The organism is Achromobacter sp. Marseille-Q4962 (assembly GCF_943737005.1).
Taxonomy (GTDB): domain Bacteria; phylum Pseudomonadota; class Gammaproteobacteria; order Burkholderiales; family Burkholderiaceae_B; genus Achromobacter.
In genome coordinates, this window is the sequence record NZ_CALSFU010000007.1 from 124,943 (window position 1) to 145,235 (window position 20,293).

The following is a 20,293-nucleotide window of genomic DNA, read 5'->3' on the forward strand; positions in this document are numbered from 1 at the left end:
GCCGATGGAAATCTACCAGATCCGCGCCTTCGTCACGGTCGCGCGCGTAGGCAGCCTGACCAAGGCTGCCGAGGCGCTTTCGCTGACGCAGCCCGCGGTGACGGCGCAGATCAAGGCGCTGGAGCAAAGCCTGGGGGTGGCGCTGTTCGACCGCAGCGGCGGCCGGCTCACGCTGGCCAAGGCGGGCGAGATCCTGCTGCCCACCGCCGAATCGCTGCTGGTGCTGGGCGCGCAGTTCAAGGCCGAGGCGCAGCAGCTCCAAGGCAGCCTGCAGGGCCAGATCGAACTGGGCATGCCGAGCGAACAGCCGGATTTTCTCCGGCTGGGCGAGCTGGCGGCGGCGGTCACGCAGCGGCTGCCGCTCATCGAACTCAAGACCCAGACCCTGCCCGCCGCCACGCTGGCCGAACAGGTCAGCACCGGCCGCCTGCCGGCCGCGCTCACCATTGCCGCGCATCCGCCGCGCGGCGTGCTGTGGACGCCGCTGCGCAGCGTGCGCTACCGCATCGCGCTGGCCAAGGAGCACGCGGCCGTGCTCAAGCGCGGCGGCTGGCGCGAAGTGGCGCAGCTTCCTTGGCTGGACGGGCCGCCCGGCAGCCACACGCACCTGCTGCTGCGCGACATGTTCGAGCGCCACGGACTCGCGCCCCGCATCGTGATGCAGAACGACGACCAGGCCAACCTCGACGCGCTGGTGCGCGCGGGCGCCGGATGCGCCCTGCTGCGCGAGGAGACGGCGCTGGCCGGCGCGGCCAGCGGCGATTTCACGGTATGGGGCCAGACGCGGGCCGACGCCACCCTGGGTTTCATCCAGCCCCCGGAGCGCGCTGGCGAGCCGGCCCTGGTCGCGTTAAGCTCCATCATCCAGGCCATCTGGAAACCGCGCGCGCCCATCGCGCCGGAGGCGCCCGGCGGGCCCCATCCCCTGGAACGGGAATGAGGCCCGCCCGCCGCGCGCCGCCCGCATTTTTCATCCATCCGATTCATTTCCATGACTGAAATCTGGTTCATCCGCCACGGCGAAACCGACTGGAACCGCCAGCGGCGCCTGCAGGGCTGGCAGGACATTCCCCTGAACGATTCTGGCCGCGAACAGGCCGGGATGCTGGCCGCGCGCCTCGGCGCGCAAGCGCGGGAAACGCCGTTCCATGCGCTCTACACCAGCGACCTGCAGCGGGCCCACGACACCGCGCGGCCGGTAGCCGAGCTGCTGGGGCTGCGCGTGCGGGTGGAGCCGGGCATCCGCGAGCGCGGCTTCGGCGTGCTCGAAGGGCTGGAGATGGACCGCATCGACGTGCTGGCGCCGGAAGCCGCGGCCGCCTGGAAAAGCCGCGACCCGCTGCGCGCGCTGGACGGCGGCGAGACCTTGGGCCAGTTCCAGGCGCGCATCGTCGCCACCGTGGACGACGTGGCCAGCCGCCACGCCGGCGAGCGCATCCTGGCATTCACCCACGGCGGGGTGCTGGACATCATCTGGCGCCACGCCAGCGGCGTGCCGCTCGACGGCCCGCGCGATGCCGCCTTGCTCAACGTGAGCATCAATCGGGTGGGCGTGAAAGACCGCCGCTGGCGGGTGCTGGACTGGGGCGACGTCGCGCACGTGGCGGGCGCCCCGGCCGACGACGTCGTGCCCTAGCGTGTCAACCCTGGCGCGTGGCGCTGCGCGGCTTGCGCGGCGCGTTGCGCGCCAGCCGGTCGTAGAGGGCATTGGGCAGCAGGCGCATCAGCCTGGCCACCACGCCCATCTGCCAGGGAATCACCGTGTACGAAACGCCCCGCCCGATCGCCGCCGCCGCGCGCCGTGCGAAATCGCCGGCGTCCATCAGGAAAGGCATCGAGTAGGGATTGCGCGCGGTCATGGCCGTGCGGATGTACCCGGGCGCGATGGTGACCACCTTGATGCCGGCCCCGGCCAGCTCCAGCCGCAGGCTTTCGCAATAGGTGATGACCGCCGATTTCGAGGCGCTATAGGCGCCCGCGCCCGGCAGGCCGCGTATGCCGGCCACGCTGGCGATGCCGACCAGCGTGCCCGAGCCGGCGGCCCGCATCGGCTCCACGAAAGGCTCGAAGGTCGCCACCGTGGCCAGCAGGTTGGTGTCGACGATGGCCTTGAACACCTCGTAATCTTCTTCATGGCCGGTCAGCGTGCCCGCACTGATGCCGGCGCTGGCGATCACCACGTCCACCCTGCCCTGGCAGAAGGCCAGGAAATCCCTGGCCGCCGCGTGCAGCGCCTGGCGGTCGCGCACGTCCACGGCGTAGCAGCGGTGCGCGCCCGGCAGGCGGTCCGCCAGTTCGGCCAGCGCCTCCTGCCGCCTGCCCAGCAAGCCCAGCGTGGCGCCGGCCGCCGCGTAGCGTTCGGCCAGGGCGCGGCCGAGCCCGCTGCTGGCGCCGGTGATGAAAACTCGTTGCATGCCGGGCTCCAAGAAGTAGGCAGCTGCAGGCGCGGACGGCCGGCCGCAACCGGCCGGTGGTTTGCCGCCGGGAACGCGGCCGCGCCGGGTTCAAAGAAAGATCAGCGCAAAAATGGCCGCCACGAGCGCCCATTTCGACAGGTAATACAGGGGCTTGCTCTTTTTCTTGAGCGACTTGCCGAAACGCCGCACGGCGTACACCGCGCCGAAGATGCGGTTGATGCCGCCAGTGGCGTCGCCTTCCTGGTTGGGAGAGGCCGCCGCGCGCAGCAGGAAGCCGCCCACCTTGCGATTGAAAGCCTGCGCCCAGCGGTAGCGCATGGGACGCTCGACGTCGGCGAACAGGATGATGCGGTTCTGGTCGGTCTTGTTTTCGGCGTAGTGGATGAAGGTTTCGTCGAAGACCACCGCCTCGCCATCGCGCCAGTAGTAGTCCTGCCCGTCGACGTTGATGTAGCAATCGGGGCTGTTGGGCGTGATGAGGCCCATGTGAAAGCGCAGCGAGCCCGCGTAGGGATCGCGGTGGCGGGGCAACCGGCTGCCGGGAGGCAGGGCCGCGAACATGGCCGCCTTGATGGTGGGAATGTCGGCCAGCAGCCGGGTCGTGATGGGGCAGAGCTCGTTGGCCGAGGGGTGGTCGGCGTCGTACCACTTCAGGTAGAAGCGCTTCCAGCCGCTCTTGAAGAACGAGTTGAAGCCCGCGTCGTTGTACTTGCTGGAAGCCTTGATGTGGCCGTCGCCATACAGGCGCATGGCTTCCGCGCGGATGTCGTCGCAGCGCTCCAGCAGCACCTTCAGCTCCGGGAAGGCGTCCAGGGAAAGATAGGGCTTGTTGGGCACGCCGGAAAAGGCGTACATGAAGCAGTTCAGGGGCGCCGTGAACGTGGAATGATCCAGCGCCTGCCGCGAAAACCTGTGCCTGACGCGGCCACGGAAATGCACGACTGTTGCGCATACGGCGAACAACGCCAGGATGAACCACTTCATTGCATACCTCCGGTACTGAGCAAGGGGCGCGCGGGCGCGCCCCTTGCCTTTACTGCGCTGCGAGCCCGGCGTGCAGTTCCTGCAGCGGATACACCTGCAGGCCCAGCCCCTGACGCAGATATTGCATGCCCTCCACGGCCGCGCGGGCGCCGGCGATGGTGGTGAAGAAAGTGACGCGCGCGGCCAGCGCCTGCGTGCGGATGGTGCGCGAATCGGCGATGGCGTTGCGGCGCTCCTCGACCGTATTGATAACCAGCGCGATTTCGCCGTTCTTCACCATGTCCACGATGTGCGGACGGCCTTCGGTGACCTTGTTGACCGTCTGCACGGGGATGCCGGCGGCCTCGATCTCGGCGGCCGTGCCGCGCGTGGCCACCAGCTTGAAGCCCAGGGCATGCAGGCCGCGGGCGACTTCCACCGCACGGGGCTTGTCCTGGTTCTTCACGCTGATGAACACCGTGCCCGATTCGGGCAGGCGCACGCCCGCGGCCAGCTGGGACTTCACGAAAGCTTCGCCGAAGCTCTGGCCCACGCCCATGACCTCGCCGGTGGACTTCATTTCGGGTCCCAGGATGGTGTCCACGCCCGGGAACTTCACGAAGGGGAACACGGCTTCCTTGACCGAGAAGTACGAGGGCACCACTTCCTTGGAGACGCCCTGGTCGGCCAGCGTGCGGCCCGCCATGGCGCGGGCGGCGATCTTGGCAAGCTGCAGGCCCGTGGCCTTGGACACGTAGGGCACCGTGCGCGAGGCGCGCGGATTGACTTCCAGCACGTAGACGTCGCCGCCCTGGATGGCGAACTGCACGTTCATGAGGCCGCAGACGTTCAGCGCCTTGGCCATCATGGAGGTCTGGCGCTTGATCTCGGCGATGACGTCGGCCGACAGCGAATACGGCGGCAGGCTGCAGGCCGAGTCGCCGGAGTGCACGCCGGCCTGCTCGATGTGTTCCATGACGCCGCCGATGAAGACGGTTTCGCCGTCGGCCAGGCAGTCCACGTCGACTTCGGTGGCGTTGTTCAGGAAGCGGTCGAGCAGCACGGGGGAATCGTTGCTGACCTTCACGGCCTCGCGCATGTAGCGTTCGAGATCCTGCTGCTCATGCACGATTTCCATGGCGCGGCCGCCCAGCACGTAGCTGGGGCGCACCACCAGCGGATAGCCGATCTCGGCGGCGTGGGCCAGGGCCTCGCCCTCGGTGCGGGCGGTGCGGTTGGGCGGCTGGCGCAGGCCGAGCTTGTTGAGCAGCTTCTGGAAGCGCTCGCGGTCTTCGGCCACGTCGATGGATTCGGGGCTGGTGCCGATGATGGGCACGCCGTTGGCTTCCAGCGCGCGGGCCAGCTTCAGCGGCGTCTGGCCGCCGTACTGGACGATCATGCCCACGGGGTTTTCCTTGTGGACGATCTCCAGCACGTCTTCGAGCGTCAGCGGCTCGAAGTAGAGGCGGTCGGAGGTGTCGTAGTCGGTGGACACCGTCTCCGGGTTGCAGTTGACCATGATGGTTTCATAGCCATCTTCGCGCAGCGCCAGCGCGGCATGCACGCAGCAATAGTCGAACTCGATGCCCTGGCCGATGCGGTTCGGCCCGCCGCCCAGCACCACGATCTTCTTGCGGTCGGTGGGCGCGGCCTCGCACTCCTCCTCGTAGGTGGAGTACATGTAGGCGGTGCGGGTGGCGAACTCGGCCGCGCAGGTGTCCACGCGCTTGTATACGGGGCGCACGTTCAGCTGGTGACGCAGCTTGCGCACTTCGGATTCGGAGGAATCCAGCAGGAAGGCGAGGCGGCGGTCGGAGAAGCCGCGGCGCTTGAGCTCCCACAGCGTGGCGTAGTCGAGGTCGGCCAGCGTCTTCTGCTCGAGCGCCAGCTCGATGTCGACGATTTCCTTGATCTGCGACAGGAACCACGGGTCGATGTGCGTGATGTTGTGCACTTCTTCGAGGGAGAAGCCTTGCGCGAAGGCGTCGCCCACGTACCAGATGCGCTCGGGGCCGGGCTCGCCCAGCTCCACCTGCAGCTTCTCGCGGTCGGTGGTTTTCTGGTTCAGGCCGTCCACGCCCACTTCCAGGCCGCGCAGGGCCTTCTGGAAGGATTCCTGGAAGGTGCGGCCGATGGCCATGACTTCGCCCACGGACTTCATCTGCGTGGTCAGGCGCGCGTCGGCCTGCGGGAACTTCTCGAACGCGAAGCGCGGCACCTTGGTGACGACGTAGTCGATGGAGGGCTCGAACGAGGCGGGCGTGGCGCCGCCGGTGATTTCGTTCTTGAGTTCATCGAGCGTGTAGCCCACGGCCAGGCGCGCGGCGACCTTGGCGATGGGAAAGCCCGTGGCCTTGGAGGCCAGGGCGGACGAACGCGACACGCGCGGGTTCATCTCGATGACGATCATGCGGCCGTTCTTGGGATTGACGGCGAACTGCACGTTGGAGCCGCCGGTGTCCACGCCGATCTCGCGCAATACCGCGATCGATGCGTCGCGCATGATCTGGTATTCCTTGTCGGTCAGCGTCTGCGCCGGCGCCACGGTGATGGAGTCGCCCGTGTGCACGCCCATGGGGTCGAGGTTCTCGATGGAGCACACGATGATGCAGTTGTCCGCCTTGTCGCGGACCACTTCCATTTCGAATTCCTTCCAGCCCAGCAGCGATTCCTCGATCAGCAGCTCGCTGGTGGGCGAGGCTTCGAGGCCGCGGCGGCAGATGGTTTCGAATTCCTCGGCGTTGTAGGCGATGCCGCCGCCCGTGCCGCCCAGCGTGAAGCTGGGCCGGATCACGACGGGAAAGCCCGAGGTGCCGAGCTCGGCGGCGATGCGACGCTGGACGTCCCAGGCCTCGTCCATGGTGTGGGCCACGCCCGACTTGGCCGATTCCAGGCCGATGTCGGTCATGGCCTGCTTGAACTTCTGGCGGTCTTCGGCCTTCTCGATGGCGTGCTCGTTGGCGCCGATGAGCTCCACGTTGTGCTTCTTCAGCACGCCGTGGTGGGCGAGGTCCAGCGCGCAGTTCAGCGCGGTCTGGCCGCCCATGGTGGGCAGCAGCGCATCGGGCTTCTCGCGCTCGATGATCTTCTCGACGGCCTGCCAGGTGATGGGCTCGATGTACGTGACGTCGGCCGTTTCCGGGTCGGTCATGATGGTGGCCGGGTTGCTGTTCACCAGGATGGTGCGATAGCCCTCGGCCTTGAGCGCCTTGCACGCCTGCGCGCCGGAATAGTCGAATTCGCACGCCTGCCCGATGATGATGGGGCCGGCGCCGATGATGAGAATGCTTTTTATGTCTGTACGCTTGGGCATGATGCAGTCTTTACTTTTGGCCGGCCATCAGGGTGATGAACTTGTCGAACAGTTCGATGATGTCGTGCGGGCCAGGGCTGGCTTCCGGGTGGCCCTGGAAGCAGAATGCCGGACGGTCGGTGAGCTCGAAGCCCTGCAGCGTGCCGTCGAACAGCGAGATGTGGGTGACGCGCGCGTTGGCCGGCAGGCTGGCCGGATCCACCGCGAAGCCGTGGTTCTGGCTGGTGATGTACACCCGCTTGGTGTCCACGTCCTGCACGGGGTGGTTGGCGCCGTGGTGGCCGGTCTTCATCTTGATGGTCTTGCCGCCGACGGCCAGGCCCATGAGCTGATGGCCCAGGCAGATGCCGAAGAGCGGCAGCTTGCGGTCGATGAAGGCGCGGGTGGCCTCGATGGCGTAGTCGCAGGGCTCGGGATCGCCGGGGCCGTTGGACAGGAACACGCCGTCGGGCTGGAGCTTGAAGACTTCGTCGGCGGGCGTCTCGGCCGGCACCAGCGTGATGCGGCAGCCGCGGTCGGCCAGCAGGCGCAGGATGTTGCTCTTCACGCCGTAGTCATAGGCCACGACATGGAAGCGCGACTGCTCGGGCGAGCCGTAGCCCTGGCCCAGCTGCCAGGTGCCTTCCTGCCAGTCGAGGTTTTCCTTGATGGACACGACCTTGGCCAGGTCCTGGCCCGCCATGCCGGGAAAGCCCTGCGCCAGTTCGACGGCGCGCTCGGCGTCGGTGCCGACCAGAATGCAGGCGCCCTGGGCGCCCTTCTCGCGCAGGATGCGCGTGAGCTTGCGGGTGTCGATGCCGGAAATGGCGACGATGCCCTGCTCGGCCAGATACTCGGGCAGGGACTGCGTGGCGCGGAAATTCGACACGCGGGCGGGGCAGTCGCGCACCACCAGGCCGGCGGCATAAACGCGGCGGGACTCCACGTCTTCCTTGTTGACGCCGGTATTGCCGATGTGCGGATAGGTCAGCGTGACCATCTGGCCGCTGTAGCTGGGATCGGTGAGAATTTCCTGGTACCCGGTCATGGCGGTGTTGAACACCACCTCGGCGACAGTATGGCCAGGCGCACCGATCGACACGCCTCGAAAGATGGTACCGTCCGCCAGAGCCAGAATTGCAGGAGGGAAGCGGTTGATCCCCTCGGGAAAAAGTTGCGGCAGCACAGTAAACCCCGGTTTTCAGAATCGATAATCAAACCTTCGAATTATACCTTGAGCGGCCATTTTCCCCGGAAAACCGCGCCAGGCAAGGCCGGAACGGGCGATCCGGCCGGTTGGCGGCGGCCTCGGCCATAGAACGGGCAGCGCGGGCGGCAAGGCGGTGATACGCTTGGTTCTCTTTCCGTTCAACCCGCCGTGAGCAGCACCGGAGCCGTACCGTATGCCCAGCCAGTTAGACGCCCTGCGCAACCACACCACCGTCGTCGCCGACACGGGCGATTTCGAGGCCATGAAGGCCCTGCGTCCCACCGACGCCACCACCAACCCGTCCCTTATTCTCAAGGCCGTGCAGCAGGAAGCCTACCGCCCGCTGCTGGAGCAGACCGCGCGCGACCACCGGGGCGCCTCCACCGCCGAGCTCATGGACCGGCTGCTGGTGGCTTTCGGGCGGGCCATTCTCGACATCGTGCCGGGCCGGGTGTCCACGGAAGTGGACGCGCGCCTTTCCTTCGACACGCGCGGCACCATCGAGCGCGCCCGCGCCCTGGTCGCCCTCTACGAAGCCGCCGGCGTGCCGCGCGAGCGCGTGCTCATCAAGATCGCCTCCACCTGGGAAGGCATACAGGCCGCCCGCGCGCTGCAGGCCGAAGGTGTGCACTGCAACCTCACGCTGCTGTTCTCGCTGCCGCAGGCCGTGGCCTGCGCCGATGCCGGCGCGCAGCTGATCTCGCCCTTCGTGGGCCGCATCTACGACTGGCACAAGAAGGCGGCCGGCGCCGCCTGGGCCGAGGACGAGCATGCCGGCGCCAACGACCCGGGCGTGCAGTCCGTGACCCGTATCTACCACTATTACAAGCGCTTCGGCATCGAAACCGAGATCATGGGCGCCAGCTTCCGCAACGTGGGCCAGATCCTGGCGCTGTCGGGCTGCGACCTGCTCACCATCAGCCCCGAGCTGCTGCGCAAGCTGGCCGACACCGAGGGAGACGCCCCCGCGCAGCTCAGCCCCGACCGGCTGCCCGCGGACATCGAACGCGTTCCCGCCGACGAGGTCAGTTTCCGCACCCTGCTGAACCAGGACGCCATGGCCACCGACAAGCTTTCCGAAGGCATACGCCAGTTCGTGGCCGACGCCGAAAAGCTGGACGGCCTGATCGAGGCCCAGCGGGGCTGACGCCGCCCGCAGGCGCGGCGGGCGGCGCGCAGCCGCGCTGCGCGCCTGGCCGCACAGGGGGCACGGGCGGCCCTGCAAAGGAAGCGCACATTCTTACAAGAACGCTGACAATTTTGACATAATGACATCAGACAGCGCCGCCTTCCTTCTCCCAGAATGACAGCGCCCACCCCCTCTCCTCCCGCGGTCACGCTCGCCAATTGTGAACGTGATCCCGTCCACATCCCGGGCGCGATCCAGCCTCGGGGCCTGCTGCTTGCGTTCGACGCCGACGGCGTGTTGCGCTACGCCAGCGAGAACGCCGCCGGGGCGCTGGATGCCGGCCTCGCGCCCGGCCGGCCCTGCCCGTCCGGGGCCCTGCCGCCCGTCCTGGAAGACGCGCTCGCGCGCAGCCTGCGGGACGGAGAATCCCCCTTCGACCCCGTGACGCTGGCGATCGGCGGCGTCGTCCACGACGCCATCTTCCACCGCAACGCGCAGGGCCTGCTGACCGTGGAACTGGAAGCGCGCGGCCCGTGCACCGCCTCGGTGGAACCTGCCGCGATCTACCGCGCCCTGGAACGGATCCGGCATCAGCAGGACGTCGCCGGCCTGCTGGAACGCGCGGTGCGGGAAGTCCGGCACGCCACCGGCTACGACCGGGTCATGGCCTGCCGCTTCCATCCCGACGACAGCGGCGAAATCGTCGTGGAGGCGCGCAACCCCGCGCTCGATGACTGGACGGGCCGGCGCTACCCCGCCGGCGACATTCCCGCGCAGGCCCGCCGGCGCTACGCCGCCAACATCCTGCGCCTGATCCACGACGCGCAATACCAGCCCGTGCGCGTGCTCGGCGAGCCGGGCGCGCCGCCGCTGGACATGAGCTTCTGCGTCCTGCGCAGCGTGTCGCCGGTGCACCTGGAATACATGGACAACATGGGCGTGCGGGCATCGATGAGCCTGTCGCTGGCGATAGACGGGAGGCTGTGGGGCATGATCGCCTGCCACCACCGCCAGCCGCGGGCCCTGCCGCACCCCGCGCGCCTGGCCTGCGAGGCGCTGGCCCAGGTGCTGTCGGCGTCGCTGGCAACCATCGAGGGCCGCGAACGCTCGCGGTATTCGCAACGCACCGACGGGCTGGTGAGCAGGCTGGCGGAGCGCGTCTCCAACACCGAGAACGTGCGCGACGCGCTGGCCGAAGGCGCAGAAACGCCGGCCTCGCTGCTGCCTTGCGATGCCGCGCTCTGCCTGTGGGGCAACAGCGTCACCGTGTTCGGCGGCATCGCCCCGCGCGGCGAACTCGCGGGCATCCTCTGCGCGCTGGACCAGAGCGGCCAGCGCCTGGTGCACACGCCGTGCATCGCGCGCGACTATCCCGCGCTCCAGACCGATCTGGTGCCCTATGCCGGCCTGCTGGCCTGCAAGTTCGATCCCATGAACAAGGGTTGGCTGATCTGGCTGCGCAAGGAACGGTTCGACACCGGCGCCTGGGGCAGCGCGCCCGAACCGCCGCATGCCGCGGGGCCGTCCGGCCCGCGCCCGACGCCGGGCGGGTCTTTCGAATCCTGGCGCGAAGGCGTGCGCAATACCTGCGCGCCATGGCTGCCCGAGGAGCTGGCCGCGGCCGACAATCTGCGCGACGAGCTGTCGCACATCGCCACCAGCCGCGCCGCCGACGTGGACCGGGCCCGCACCGCGCTGCTCGCGATGCTGGGACACGATCTGCGCGACCCGCTGCAATCCATATCCATGGCGGCCACGCTGCTGTCGCGCACCGACGGCGGCGCGCGCATGGGGGAGCGCATCCGCTATTCGAGCGGCCGCATGCAGCGCCTGATCTCGCAGGTGCTGGACCTGTCGCGCCTGCAGGGCGGCCTGGGCCTGGGCATCGAGAAGCGGCCATGCGACCTGACCGAGCTGCTGCGCGGCCTCATCGAGGAAAAGCGGCAGGCCTATCCCGGCCTGCTCATCGAACCCGAGATCGCGCCCGGCCTGACGCTCATGGCCGACACCGACCGTATCGCGCAGGTCGTCACCAATCTCCTGAGCAACGCGCGCCAGCACGGCGCGCCGCGCCAGCCCATCCGGGTCCGGGCGCATGCCATGGACGATGGCGTGCGCCTGAGCGTGGTCAACCATGGCGGCCCCATTCCCGACGAGGTGATGGCGCACTTGTTCACGCCTTTCAAGCCGGAGTCGCTGGGCCAGTCGCGCAACCGCAGCGGGCTGGGGCTGGGCCTGTACATTGCCGACCAGGTGGTCCGCGACCACGGCGGAACGCTGGAGGTCGAGTGCCGCGACGGCCTGGTGGCCTTTACCGTTACCCTGCCGCGCGGCGAGTCCGCCGGCGGCTGCGCCTGATTGCTGGAGCGATTCTTGGAAACCGAGCCCCCCATGCGCGTCCTGCTGGTCGACGACAACGAAGTGAGCGCGGAGCTGCTGGCCGAATTCCTCGGCCTGTCGGGCGTGCAGGCCCGTTGGGCGGGCACGGCCGCCCAGGCGCTGGAAACCGTGGGCGACTTCGCGCCGCACGCCGTGGTCGCCGACATTCTGCTGCCCGACATGGACGGCTACGAACTGGCGCGCCGCCTGCGCGAAAACGGCGCGCCGCTGCGCATCTATGCGCTGAGCGGCCTGTCCCGCCAGGAACGGCGCGACGAGGCGGCCGGCCTGTTCGACGGCTGGCTGGAAAAACCGGCCGATCCGGACGCGCTGCTCGCCCTGCTGCGCGCGCCGGCGTGAATGCCATCGCCATGAGCGCCCCCCGGCCGCCCGCAACCGCCCGCCGCGAAGACGCATCCCTGCGCCTGCTGGCGGCCGAGGGCGCGCGGTTCAAGGTGCTGGGCCAGGTCTTCCCGGTGCTGCGCCACGAGATCCTGGGGCCGCTGTCCAACGGCACGCTGGCGGCCGCCATGCTGCGCCAGGCGCCCGAGGGCGCAAGCGCGGAGGCCGTGGCCCAGCGCTCGCAGCGACTGGCGGGCGAGCTGTCGTCCATGCTGGAAGACAGCGTCGCCGTCATCCGCGGGCTGGACCAATGGCTGGCCGACCAGGGCGCGCGCACCACCATGGAGCGCCTGCTCGAAGATTGCCGCAAGCTGCTATGTTCGCACCAGCTGCTATCGCGCCAGCATATCGACTGGCCCCGCGGCGCCGCGCACGCCGAGCTTCCGGAGTACGCCTCGCGCTATATGGCGCTGGCCTGGCTGCTGCATCTGCTGCAATCGCTGCCCGAAGACGCCGAGCTGGAGCTGAGCGCGCCGGCAGCCGGATTGCTGCGCGCCTCCTGCAGGGCCGGCGGCGACCGGCGCGAGCCCGCCGTCGGCCGGGAAGACGTGGAACTGCTGGCGGCGGCGAGCGGCGCGACGCTCAAGCGCGATGCGGCGGGCTGGACGCTGCGCCTGCCGCTGTGCCGGTAGAACGCCGCATGACCGCCCCCGCGCGGCAGGACGCCGCGCCCCGCTAGATCTTCTCGGTTTCGCCCGTGCGGGGCTGCCACTTCATGAGGCGCTTTTCGCCCAGCCCGACGATGTAGTCCAGCACCAGCGCGAATGCGGTCAGAACCACGATGCCGGCGAACACGGTGTTCACGTCGAACGTGCCTTCGGCCTGCAGGATGAGATAGCCCACGCCGCTGGCCGAGCCCAGGTACTCGCCCACCACCGCGCCCACGAAGGCCAGGCCCACCGACGTATGCAGGCTGGAGAACACCCAGCTCGTCGCCGAGGGCAGGTAGACGTGGCGCAGGAGCTGGCGGCGGCGCGCGCCCAGCATGCGGGCGTTGTCCAGCAGCGTGGGGCTGACTTCGCGCACGCCCTGGTACACGTTGAAGAACACGATGAAGAACACCAGCGTGACAGCCAGCGCGACCTTGGACCAGATGCCCAGGCCGAACCACATGCCGAAGATGGGCGCCAGGATGACGCGCGGCATGGAGTTGGCGGCCTTGATGTAGGGATCGAGCACCGCGCTGGCGCCCGGCGACAGGCCCAGCCAGAGGCCGCAGCCCAGGCCGGTGATGGTGCCGATGAAGAAGGCCAGCACCGTCTCGCTGAGCGTCACCCACAAGTGGGTGTAGATGTCGCGGCTGGTGACGAACCAGGCCCAGATGCGCCCCCAGACTTCCAGCGGCTGCCCGAAAAAGAACGCGACCTTGGGATCCTTGGAAGCCACGTGCCAGACGCCCAGGATGACCACCAACAGCAGGAGTTGCCAGAAGCGCAGGCTGGCGGAGCCGGTTTTGATCGATTTCAGCATGAATCAGACTCGCTTCTGTTGGGCATAGCCTTTGAGCACCTCTTCGCGCAGCACCGCCCAGATGGCGGCATGCAGCTCCACGAAACGCGGATGGGTGCGCACTTCGGCCACGTCGCGCGGACGCGGCAGGTCGATATGGAACTCCCCGATGGGATGGGTGCCGGGGCCGGCCGAGAGCACGACCACGCGGTCGCTCATGGCGATGGCCTCGTCCAGGTCATGGGTGATGAACAGCACCGCCTTGCGCTTGGCCATCCAGAGGTCGAGCACCTCGTTTTCCATGAGCTGGCGCGTCTGGATGTCCAGCGCCGAAAACGGCTCGTCCATCAGGATGATGTCGGGATCGCGGATCAGCGTCTGGGCCAGCATGGCGCGCTTGCGCATGCCGCCGGACATCTGGTGCGGATAGCGGTTCTCGAAGCCGCCCAGCCCCACGCGGCGCAGCCAGTCGCGGCCGCGCTCCAGCGCCTCGGCGCGCGCCACGCCGGCGAACTCCAGGCCGGCGATGACGTTGTCCAGGGCGCTGCGCCAGGGCAGCAGCGCCTCGCCCTGGAACATGTAGCCGGCGCGCGCGTTGATGCTGCTGAGCGGCTCGCCGAATACCCGCACCAGCCCCGAGGAGGGCTGGAGCAGGCCGGCGCTGACGTTGAGCAGGGTGGACTTGCCGCAGCCGGTGGGGCCCACCACCGAGACGAATTCGCCAGGGGCGATCGCCAGGGTGGTGTCGTGGACCGCGGTATAGCGCTGGCTGCGGTCATCGCGAGAGACAAAGGTGCAGGTAATGTTTTCCAGCGACAGTGCGGCTTCAGCCATTGGGATACTTCTCGTTGGCGCGGCGCGCGAATTCGTTGGTCCAGACCTTGGCGGCGTCGATCTTGGAAGCGTCGAAGCCGGGCGTGAAAGCCGCCAGGGCCTTGAGCGCCGTGGCCGCGCCGTCCTCGGGAATGATGCCGTCGGGCGACAGGCCTTCCATGCTCTTGGAGATGGCGGTCTTGTACACCGCCGGGTCGCCCAGCAGGTAGTTCTGCGGCACGACCTTGGCGATTTCCTCGGCGCCGGCCTTCTGGATCCACTTGTCGGCGCGCACCATGGCGTTGGTGAGGGCCTGCACCGTGTTGGGATTGGCCTCGACGAAGGACTGCGGCGCATAGAGGCAGCCCGCCGGCATGTTGCCGCCGAAGATGTCCTGCGTGTCCTTGAGCGTGCGCGTGTCCACGATGACCTGGATGTCGCCCGGCATTTCCAGCATGGACACCACGGGGTCCGTGTTGGAGATGGCGTCGATCTGGCCGCTGCGCAGCGCCGTCACGGCGCCGGCGCCCGCGCCCACGCCGATGATGGACACGTCGGAAGCCTTCAGGCCGTGCTTGGCCAAGAAGAAGCTCACCACCATGTTGGTGGAGGAGCCCGGCGCGGTGACGCCGATTTTCTTGCCTTTCAGGTCGGCCGGGCCCTTGTAGCCGGGCATGTTCTTCTTGGACACGCCCACGCCGATCATGGGCGCGCGGCCTTGCAGCACGAAGGCGCGGTAGGCCTGGCCCTTGGCCTGCATGGCCAGGGTGTGCTCGAAGGCGCCCGACACCACGTCGGCGCTGCCGCCGACCACGGCCTGCAGGGCCTTGGAGCCGCCGGCGAAGTCGGCGATGCTGACGTCCAGGCCCTCGTCCTTGAAATAGCCGCGCACTTCGGCGATGGTCAGCGGCAGGTAGTAGATGAGCGCCTTGCCGCCCACGGCGATCTGGACCTTGGTCTTTTCCAGCTTCTGGGCGCGCACGATGGCGGGAGCCATGCCCATGACGCCGGCTGCGCCGGCCATCTTGAGCACTTCACGGCGGGTAAATGACATCTGTCGTCTCCTTGGTAGCCGCGCGCGGCGCGGCGAATCTGGTCGGCGGGGCCGTTGCCGCCCCGGCGCCGGGCAAGCGGCGTTTCAGCCGACGGGCCTACCGATGGCGCCGGTCTGGGCCAGCTCGTCGATAGCCGCTGCATCATACCCCAGCGATTTCAGGACTTCCTCGGTATGTTCCCCTAAGCGGGGGCCGATCCAGCGCGTGCCGCCTGGCGTTTCGGACAATTTGGGCACCACCGCCGGCAGCTTCACGGGCGAGCCGTCGGCGAAATGATGCTGCTCGATCATGCGGCGCGCGAGGAACTGCGGATCGGAGAACATGTCGGCCACGCTGTAGATCTTGCCCACCGGCACGTCGGCCTGCTTGAGCGCGGCCAGCGCCTCGTCGATGCCGCGCCCGCCGCACCATTGCTGGATGGCGCCGTCGATCTCCTCCACCCGCCGGGCGCGGCCGTCGTTGCGCACCAGCTCGGGGTCTTCGGCCAGGTCGTCGCGGCCGATGGCGCGCATCAGCCGGTGGAAGATCGCGTCGCCGTTGCCGGCGATGACGATGTTCTGCCCGTCGCGCGTGGTGTAGGTGTTGGACGGCACGATGCCGGGCAGCGCGCCGCCGGTGCGCTCGCGCACCACGCCCGCCACGTCGTATTCCGGCACCAGGCTTTCCATGAGGTTGAACACCGCCTCGTACAGCGCCACGTCCACCATCTGGCCCTGGCCGGCCCGGCATTCCTCGCCGGTCTTGCCGTTCCACCGCCCGCCGGTGGCGTCGCGGTGCCGCAGCGCCATCATGGCGCCGATCACGCCATGCAGCGCCGCGATGGAATCGCCGATGGAAATGCCCACCCGCAGCGGCGGGCGGTCGGGATGGCCCGAGACGTAGCGCAGGCCGCCCATGGATTCGCCGATGGCGCCGAAGCCCGGCTGGTCTTTCATGGGCCCGGTCTGTCCGTAGCCCGACAGGCGCACCATGATGAGCGCGGGGTTGACGGCGCGGAGCTGTTCGTAGCCCAGCCCCCACTTCTCCAGCACGCCGGGCCGGTAGTTCTCGACCACCACATCGGCCTCCAGGGCCAGCCGGCGCGCGATCTCCCGGGCGCGCGGATCCTTGAGGTTGAGGGCGATGGAGCGTTTGTTGCGGGCCTGCACGGTCCACCACAGGGAATTGCCTTCGTGCAGGTGGCGCCAGCTGCGGATGGGGTCGCCGCCGCCCTTGCCGTCGGGGCCGTGCGGGGTTTCGACCTTGATGACGTCGGCGCCGAACTCGCCGAAGATGCGCGCGGCGAAGGGGCCCGCGATGAGCGTGCCCAGTTCCAGGACTTTCAGGCCAGTCAGCGCTGACATTGCTTGTCTTCCTCTCTTTGTCGGATTCGGGCGCGGTGCGTTGCCGCGGCCCTGCCAGGGCGTGTCGCCCCTAGGTGCTGCGGCGTTCCATCAGGGCCCAGGCGATGGTGCCCGCGTCCACGTATTCGAGTTCGCTGCCGGCCGGCACGCCGCGCGCCAGGCGCGTGACGCGCAAGCCGCGCTCGGCCAGCGCCTCGCCCAGGAAATGGGCGGTGGTTTCGCCCTCGGCGGTGAAGCTGGTGGCCAGGATGACCTCCTGCACCACGCCGTCGGTGGCGCGCCGGATCACGCGCTCGAAATCCAGCTCGCGCGGACCGATGCCCTCCAGCGGCGCCACGCGGCCCATCAGCACGTAGTACAGGCCGCGGTAGCCGTGGCTGGACTCGATCATGTTCTGGTCGGCCGGCGTTTCCACGATGCAGAGCTGGGTGGCGTCGCGCTTGGGATTGGCGCAGGTGGCGCAGATCTCTTCTTCGGTGAAGCCGTTGCAGCGGGCGCAATGCCGCAGGTTGCGCACGGCGCCGGCCAGCGCGCGCCCGAGCATGTCGGCGCCCTGCAGGTCGTGCTGGAGCAGGTGGTAGGCCATGCGCCGGGCCGAACGCGCCCCGACGCCGGGCAGGCGCCTGAGGGCCTCGATCAGCGAAACCAGCGGTTCGGGTTCGGGCAGCTGTGCGTCCATGGAGCGGTGGGAAAAGGCGGGCGCCGGCGGAACGGTGTCAGAACGGGAACTTCATGCCGGGAGGCAGCGGCATGCCGGCGGTCACCGACACCATCTTCTCCTGGGCCGTGGCTTCGGCCTTGCGCAGGGCGTCGTTGAAGGCGGCCGCCACCAGGTCTTCGAGCATGTCCTTGTCGTCGCCCAGCAGGGACGGGTCGATGGCCACGCGCTTGACGTCGTGGCGGCAGGTCATGGTGACCTTGACCAGGCCGCCGCCCGAGGCGCCCTCGACCAGGATCTCGGCCAGCGCGTCCTGCGCCTTCTTCATGTTTTCCTGCATCTGCTGGGCCTGGCGCATCAGGCCGGCGAGTTGTCCTTTCATCATGATGGGTGCTTCCTCGTGAAGGGAGAGTGTGAATTCGGGTATAGGCGGCAAGCCGCGCTCAGGCGGCGGGAGGATCGACGTGGCGGACGGAGCCGGGCACGACCCGGCCGCCGAAATCGGCCACCAGGGCCTGGACGAAGGGATCGGCGGCCACGGCCTCTTCGGCCGCCTGCTGGCGCGCGGCGCGCTCGGCCTGGGCCACCGCGTGCGCGGTGGCCTCGCCGGTGGCGCCCACGTCCACGTCCAGCCGCACGCTTTGGCCGAAATGCTCGCACAGCACGGTCTGCAGGCGAACCCGGCTCTCGCTCTCGGCCAGCGTCTTGACCGCGACGCGCAGCACGATGGTGTCGCCCTGCAGGCCCGCCCATTCGCTCTGGCGGGCCAGCTCGGCCGCCAGGCCGGTAACCGGCAGGCGCGCCGCGAGTTCGGGCCAGGCGGCCGGCGTCATGTCGGCCAGCGCGGAGCGCGCGCCACGGCGGCGCGGCGCGGCGGCCGGCTCGCGGCGGCGCGCCGCCGGCGCGCTGGAAGACGGCGCGGGCGCGGCGGCCAGGGTTTCGAAATCGTCGTCGGGGTCGGAGAAAAAGCCGCTGTCGGGCACATAGCCGCCCTCGGCCTCATCGGGAATTTCCTCGTCGACCCAGGCGGGCGGCCCGTCGTCGCCGTCCGGCGCGGAGGCGACCATCGCCGGCGTCGCCGGCGCGGAAGGCGCAGCCGCGGCCGGCGGTTCGGACGCGGGGGCGGGTGCGGCTGCCCGCGGCGCATCTTCCCATGGCGGGATGTCGGGCGCGGCCGGCTGAGGCGCGGCCGGCTGAGGCGCGGCCGGCTGAGGCGTGGCCGGCGCGGCCGCCTCCGGCCTGGCGGCCATGCGCCCGGGCGCAGCGGAAGCGGCCGGCGGAGCCGGTTCCGAGGCGACAGCAGCGCCGGACGGTTCGGATTCGGCCGGGCGGGGCGCGGCGTCGGAGGGCGGGGAGACGGGTTGAGCAACAGGCGCCTGGGCGGCAACGGCGGGTCGGGCCGGCTGGGCCGCGGCCGCGGCGGTTTCGTCGGCGGTTTGGCGCGCCGGCGCGGCAGGCGCTTCCAGCGCCGTCTGCGGGCCGGCATCGCCGTTGAGCGCCAGCATGCGCAGGCAGGCCATGACGAAGCCCGCGTATTCGTCGGGCGCCAGCGTCAACTCGCCGCGGCTGTGCACCGCAACGGAATAGAAAAGCTGGACGGCGTCGGGATGCAGGGACTGCGCCAGGCGGGCGATGTCCGCGGCCAGCGGATCTTCGGGCGGCACGGCGCCGCGCACGCGCTGCTCGATGGCTACGCGCGACAGCAGCACGGCCAGGTCGGCCAGCGCGCCCGCGTACGACAGGCCGCGAACCGCCAGTTCGTCGGCCACGGCCAGCACGCCCTTAGCGTCGTTGCCCGAGAGCGCGTCCAGCAGGCGCACCAGGTGCCGCTGGTCTATGGTGCCCAGCATGCCGCGCACGGCTTCGTCCGTGAGGTTGCCCGCGCTGTAGGCGATGGCCTGGTCGGTAAGCGACAGGGCGTCGCGCATCGACCCCGCCGCGGCCTGGCCGATGAGGCGCAGCGCCGGCAGCTCGAAGCCGATGCCCTCCTCTCCCAGCACCGCCTGCAGGTGCCCCACGATGGCGTCGGGCGGCATCTGCTTCAGATTGAACTGCAGGCAGCGCGACAGCACCGTCACGGGAATCTTCTGCGGATCGGTGGTGGCCAGGATGAACTTGACGTGCGGCGGCGGCTCCTCCAGCGTCTTGAGCATTGCGTTGAAAGCGTGCCCGGTGAGCATGTGGACTTCGTCGATCATGTAGACCTTGAAGCGCCCCGCGCCCGGCGCGTAGACGGCCTGTTCGAGCAGCTGCGTCATTTCCTCGACGCCGCGGTTGGAGGCCGCGTCCAGTTCGAGATAGTCCACGAAGCGGCCCGCGTCGATCTCGGTGCAGGCCTGGCAGACGCCACAGGGCTTGGACGTGATGCCGGTTTCGCAGTTGAGCGACTTGGCCAGGATGCGCGACAAGGTGGTCTTGCCCACGCCGCGCGTGCCGGTGAACAGCCACGCATGGTGCAGGCGCTGGGTGTCGAGCGCGTGCGTGAGCGCGCGCACCACGTGATCCTGTCCCACGAGGGTATCGAACGATCGCGGCCGCCACTTGCGGGCCAGTACCAGATAAGTCATGGCTGGATTGTAGAGCCTGTTTGACGCGCCGGTTCGAAACGCGGCGCGCGGAGCGGACGGATGCCGCGCCGCGGCCCGATCTCCCCTTGCCGGACCGCCGGGTCTTGGAGCCGGCGCGGCCAATGCAAAAGGGACGGGGCGCTTTTCCTGCTCTGGAATGTAGCGCCCCGTCCCTTGGGGAAGATCTGAGCCGGCGGGTATTGCGCTGGCTTGAATGAAATCCGGATGGCGAGCCTTACTCCGGCACTGACTCTAAACGACTATGGCTGCTTCGTTCCCGACCTGACCAGGTTCACCGCCGAACCATGCGAAGGGGCCCGCCGAATGGAATTCTAGCAGAGCTGCGCTTCGCGCGCTCGCTAGAATTCCATTCGGCGGGCCCCGGGGGGCGAGGTGTGGGCCTCCTCCCCGGCCCTCCTCCCGGGGAGGAGGGGGGCGGCCTTCGCTGCGCTGGGCCGGGCGGGCTCGCTGCGCTTCGCCTCGCGGGGTTTCCCTTTCTTTGGCGCATGCCTTGGCTGCGCCCGGCGGGGGCGGCCTTCGCTGCGCTGGGCCGGGCGGGCTCGATGCGCTTCGCCTCGCGGGGGTTCTCTTCCTCTTCTCTTTCGGGGCCAGGCTG

Annotated in this window: 17 protein-coding genes and 1 other RNA gene; 6 read left to right on the forward strand and 12 right to left on the reverse strand. The window is 69.1% G+C overall.

Annotated elements, in window-relative coordinates:
• Positions 1 to 4 precede the first annotated feature (4 nt).
• Positions 5 to 940: a LysR family transcriptional regulator gene (locus NGJ44_RS08020; protein ID WP_251863616.1), complete on the forward strand. Its 936-nt coding sequence runs from the start codon at positions 5 to 7 to the stop codon at positions 938 to 940.
• A gap of 51 nt (positions 941 to 991) precedes the next feature.
• Positions 992 to 1,636, forward strand: coding sequence for a histidine phosphatase family protein (locus tag NGJ44_RS08025; RefSeq protein ID WP_251863617.1), 645 nt, complete (start codon positions 992 to 994; stop codon positions 1,634 to 1,636).
• 4 nt (positions 1,637 to 1,640) lie between these two features.
• Here the strand turns inward: NGJ44_RS08025 and NGJ44_RS08030 are convergent, their stop codons facing one another.
• The 4 genes from NGJ44_RS08030 to carA form a co-directional block, all read right to left on the reverse strand.
• Positions 1,641 to 2,414 (reverse strand): SDR family oxidoreductase, encoded by a 774-nt coding sequence (locus NGJ44_RS08030; protein ID WP_251863618.1) that lies wholly within the window; start codon positions 2,412 to 2,414, stop codon positions 1,641 to 1,643.
• A 90-nt stretch (positions 2,415 to 2,504) separates the two neighbouring features.
• Positions 2,505 to 3,401: a lipid A hydroxylase LpxO gene (gene lpxO, locus NGJ44_RS08035; RefSeq protein WP_053246387.1), complete on the reverse strand. Its 897-nt coding sequence runs from the start codon at positions 3,399 to 3,401 to the stop codon at positions 2,505 to 2,507.
• A 49-nt stretch (positions 3,402 to 3,450) separates the two neighbouring features.
• Complete coding sequence (gene carB / locus NGJ44_RS08040; protein ID WP_251863619.1) at positions 3,451 to 6,693, reverse strand: carbamoyl-phosphate synthase large subunit; 3,243 nt, start codon at positions 6,691 to 6,693, stop codon at positions 3,451 to 3,453.
• A 10-nt stretch (positions 6,694 to 6,703) separates the two neighbouring features.
• Entirely contained in the window at positions 6,704 to 7,858 is a 1,155-nt protein-coding gene (gene carA / locus NGJ44_RS08045) for a glutamine-hydrolyzing carbamoyl-phosphate synthase small subunit (RefSeq protein ID WP_353506950.1), read from the reverse strand.
• 217 nt (positions 7,859 to 8,075) lie between these two features.
• Between carA and tal the strand changes: the two genes are divergently transcribed.
• The 4 genes from tal to NGJ44_RS08065 all read left to right on the forward strand — a co-directional run bounded on the left by tal (position 8,076) and on the right by NGJ44_RS08065 (position 12,424).
• Positions 8,076 to 9,029, forward strand: a complete 954-nt coding sequence (gene tal / locus NGJ44_RS08050) for a transaldolase (protein WP_251863620.1) — start codon at positions 8,076 to 8,078, stop codon at positions 9,027 to 9,029.
• Positions 9,030 to 9,185: 156 nt separating this feature from the next.
• Positions 9,186 to 11,369: an ATP-binding protein gene (locus tag NGJ44_RS08055; protein ID WP_251863621.1), complete on the forward strand. Its 2,184-nt coding sequence runs from the start codon at positions 9,186 to 9,188 to the stop codon at positions 11,367 to 11,369.
• Positions 11,370 to 11,384: 15 nt separating this feature from the next.
• Positions 11,385 to 11,750, forward strand: a complete 366-nt coding sequence (locus NGJ44_RS08060) for a response regulator (protein WP_251863622.1) — start codon at positions 11,385 to 11,387, stop codon at positions 11,748 to 11,750.
• A gap of 11 nt (positions 11,751 to 11,761) precedes the next feature.
• The gene (locus NGJ44_RS08065) at positions 11,762 to 12,424 is read left to right on the forward strand and encodes a hypothetical protein (RefSeq protein ID WP_251863623.1); all 663 of its coding nucleotides are present in this window, start codon (positions 11,762 to 11,764) and stop codon (positions 12,422 to 12,424) included.
• Positions 12,425 to 12,467: 43 nt separating this feature from the next.
• On the opposite strand, the gene NGJ44_RS08070 is transcribed toward NGJ44_RS08065, so the two are convergent.
• The 8 genes from NGJ44_RS08070 to ffs form a co-directional block, all read right to left on the reverse strand.
• Complete coding sequence (locus tag NGJ44_RS08070) at positions 12,468 to 13,262, reverse strand: ABC transporter permease (RefSeq protein WP_053246541.1); 795 nt, start codon at positions 13,260 to 13,262, stop codon at positions 12,468 to 12,470.
• Positions 13,263 to 13,265: 3 nt separating this feature from the next.
• A complete protein-coding gene (locus NGJ44_RS08075; protein WP_053246542.1) occupies positions 13,266 to 14,075 on the reverse strand; it encodes an ABC transporter ATP-binding protein in 810 nt (269 codons plus the stop codon).
• Entirely contained in the window at positions 14,068 to 15,108 is a 1,041-nt protein-coding gene (locus tag NGJ44_RS08080; RefSeq protein WP_251863624.1) for an ABC transporter substrate-binding protein, read from the reverse strand. The genes NGJ44_RS08075 and NGJ44_RS08080 overlap by 8 nt, the downstream gene beginning before the upstream one ends.
• An 84-nt stretch (positions 15,109 to 15,192) precedes the next feature.
• Positions 15,193 to 16,452, reverse strand: coding sequence for a CaiB/BaiF CoA transferase family protein (locus NGJ44_RS08085; protein ID WP_053246543.1), 1,260 nt, complete (start codon positions 16,450 to 16,452; stop codon positions 15,193 to 15,195).
• Positions 16,453 to 16,522: 70 nt separating this feature from the next.
• A complete protein-coding gene (gene recR, locus NGJ44_RS08090) occupies positions 16,523 to 17,131 on the reverse strand; it encodes a recombination mediator RecR (RefSeq protein WP_053246544.1) in 609 nt (202 codons plus the stop codon).
• Positions 17,132 to 17,168: 37 nt separating this feature from the next.
• The gene (locus NGJ44_RS08095) at positions 17,169 to 17,495 is read right to left on the reverse strand and encodes a YbaB/EbfC family nucleoid-associated protein (RefSeq protein WP_251863625.1); all 327 of its coding nucleotides are present in this window, start codon (positions 17,493 to 17,495) and stop codon (positions 17,169 to 17,171) included.
• 58 nt (positions 17,496 to 17,553) lie between these two features.
• On the reverse strand, positions 17,554 to 19,677 hold the full coding sequence (locus NGJ44_RS08100) for a DNA polymerase III subunit gamma/tau (RefSeq protein ID WP_251863626.1): 2,124 nt from the start codon (positions 19,675 to 19,677) through the stop codon (positions 17,554 to 17,556).
• A gap of 224 nt (positions 19,678 to 19,901) precedes the next feature.
• Positions 19,902 to 19,999: signal recognition particle sRNA small type (gene ffs, locus NGJ44_RS08105), an RNA gene on the reverse strand.
• Positions 20,000 to 20,293 lie beyond the last annotated feature (294 nt).

Excerpts from the sequence above, each read along its gene's own strand:
- carB (WP_251863619.1), bottom strand. The coding sequence starts at position 6,693 with ATGCCCAAGCGTACAGACATAAAAAGCATTCTCATCATCGGCGCCGGC.
- NGJ44_RS08065 (WP_251863623.1), top strand. The coding sequence starts at position 11,762 with ATGAGCGCCCCCCGGCCGCCCGCAACCGCCCGCCGCGAAGACGCATCC.
- NGJ44_RS08080 (WP_251863624.1), bottom strand. The coding sequence starts at position 15,108 with ATGTCATTTACCCGCCGTGAAGTGCTCAAGATGGCCGGCGCAGCCGGC.
- NGJ44_RS08100 (WP_251863626.1), bottom strand. The coding sequence starts at position 19,677 with ATGACTTATCTGGTACTGGCCCGCAAGTGGCGGCCGCGATCGTTCGAT.
- NGJ44_RS08020 (WP_251863616.1), top strand. The coding sequence starts at position 5 with ATGGAAATCTACCAGATCCGCGCCTTCGTCACGGTCGCGCGCGTAGGC.
- recR (WP_053246544.1), bottom strand. The coding sequence starts at position 17,131 with ATGGACGCACAGCTGCCCGAACCCGAACCGCTGGTTTCGCTGATCGAG.
- NGJ44_RS08070 (WP_053246541.1), bottom strand. The coding sequence starts at position 13,262 with ATGCTGAAATCGATCAAAACCGGCTCCGCCAGCCTGCGCTTCTGGCAA.
- NGJ44_RS08075 (WP_053246542.1), bottom strand. The coding sequence starts at position 14,075 with ATGGCTGAAGCCGCACTGTCGCTGGAAAACATTACCTGCACCTTTGTC.
- lpxO (WP_053246387.1), bottom strand. The coding sequence starts at position 3,401 with ATGAAGTGGTTCATCCTGGCGTTGTTCGCCGTATGCGCAACAGTCGTG.
- NGJ44_RS08095 (WP_251863625.1), bottom strand. The coding sequence starts at position 17,495 with ATGATGAAAGGACAACTCGCCGGCCTGATGCGCCAGGCCCAGCAGATG.
- NGJ44_RS08030 (WP_251863618.1), bottom strand. The coding sequence starts at position 2,414 with ATGCAACGAGTTTTCATCACCGGCGCCAGCAGCGGGCTCGGCCGCGCC.
- NGJ44_RS08085 (WP_053246543.1), bottom strand. The coding sequence starts at position 16,452 with ATGTCAGCGCTGACTGGCCTGAAAGTCCTGGAACTGGGCACGCTCATC.
- NGJ44_RS08025 (WP_251863617.1), top strand. The coding sequence starts at position 992 with ATGACTGAAATCTGGTTCATCCGCCACGGCGAAACCGACTGGAACCGC.
- NGJ44_RS08055 (WP_251863621.1), top strand. The coding sequence starts at position 9,186 with ATGACAGCGCCCACCCCCTCTCCTCCCGCGGTCACGCTCGCCAATTGT.
- tal (WP_251863620.1), top strand. The coding sequence starts at position 8,076 with ATGCCCAGCCAGTTAGACGCCCTGCGCAACCACACCACCGTCGTCGCC.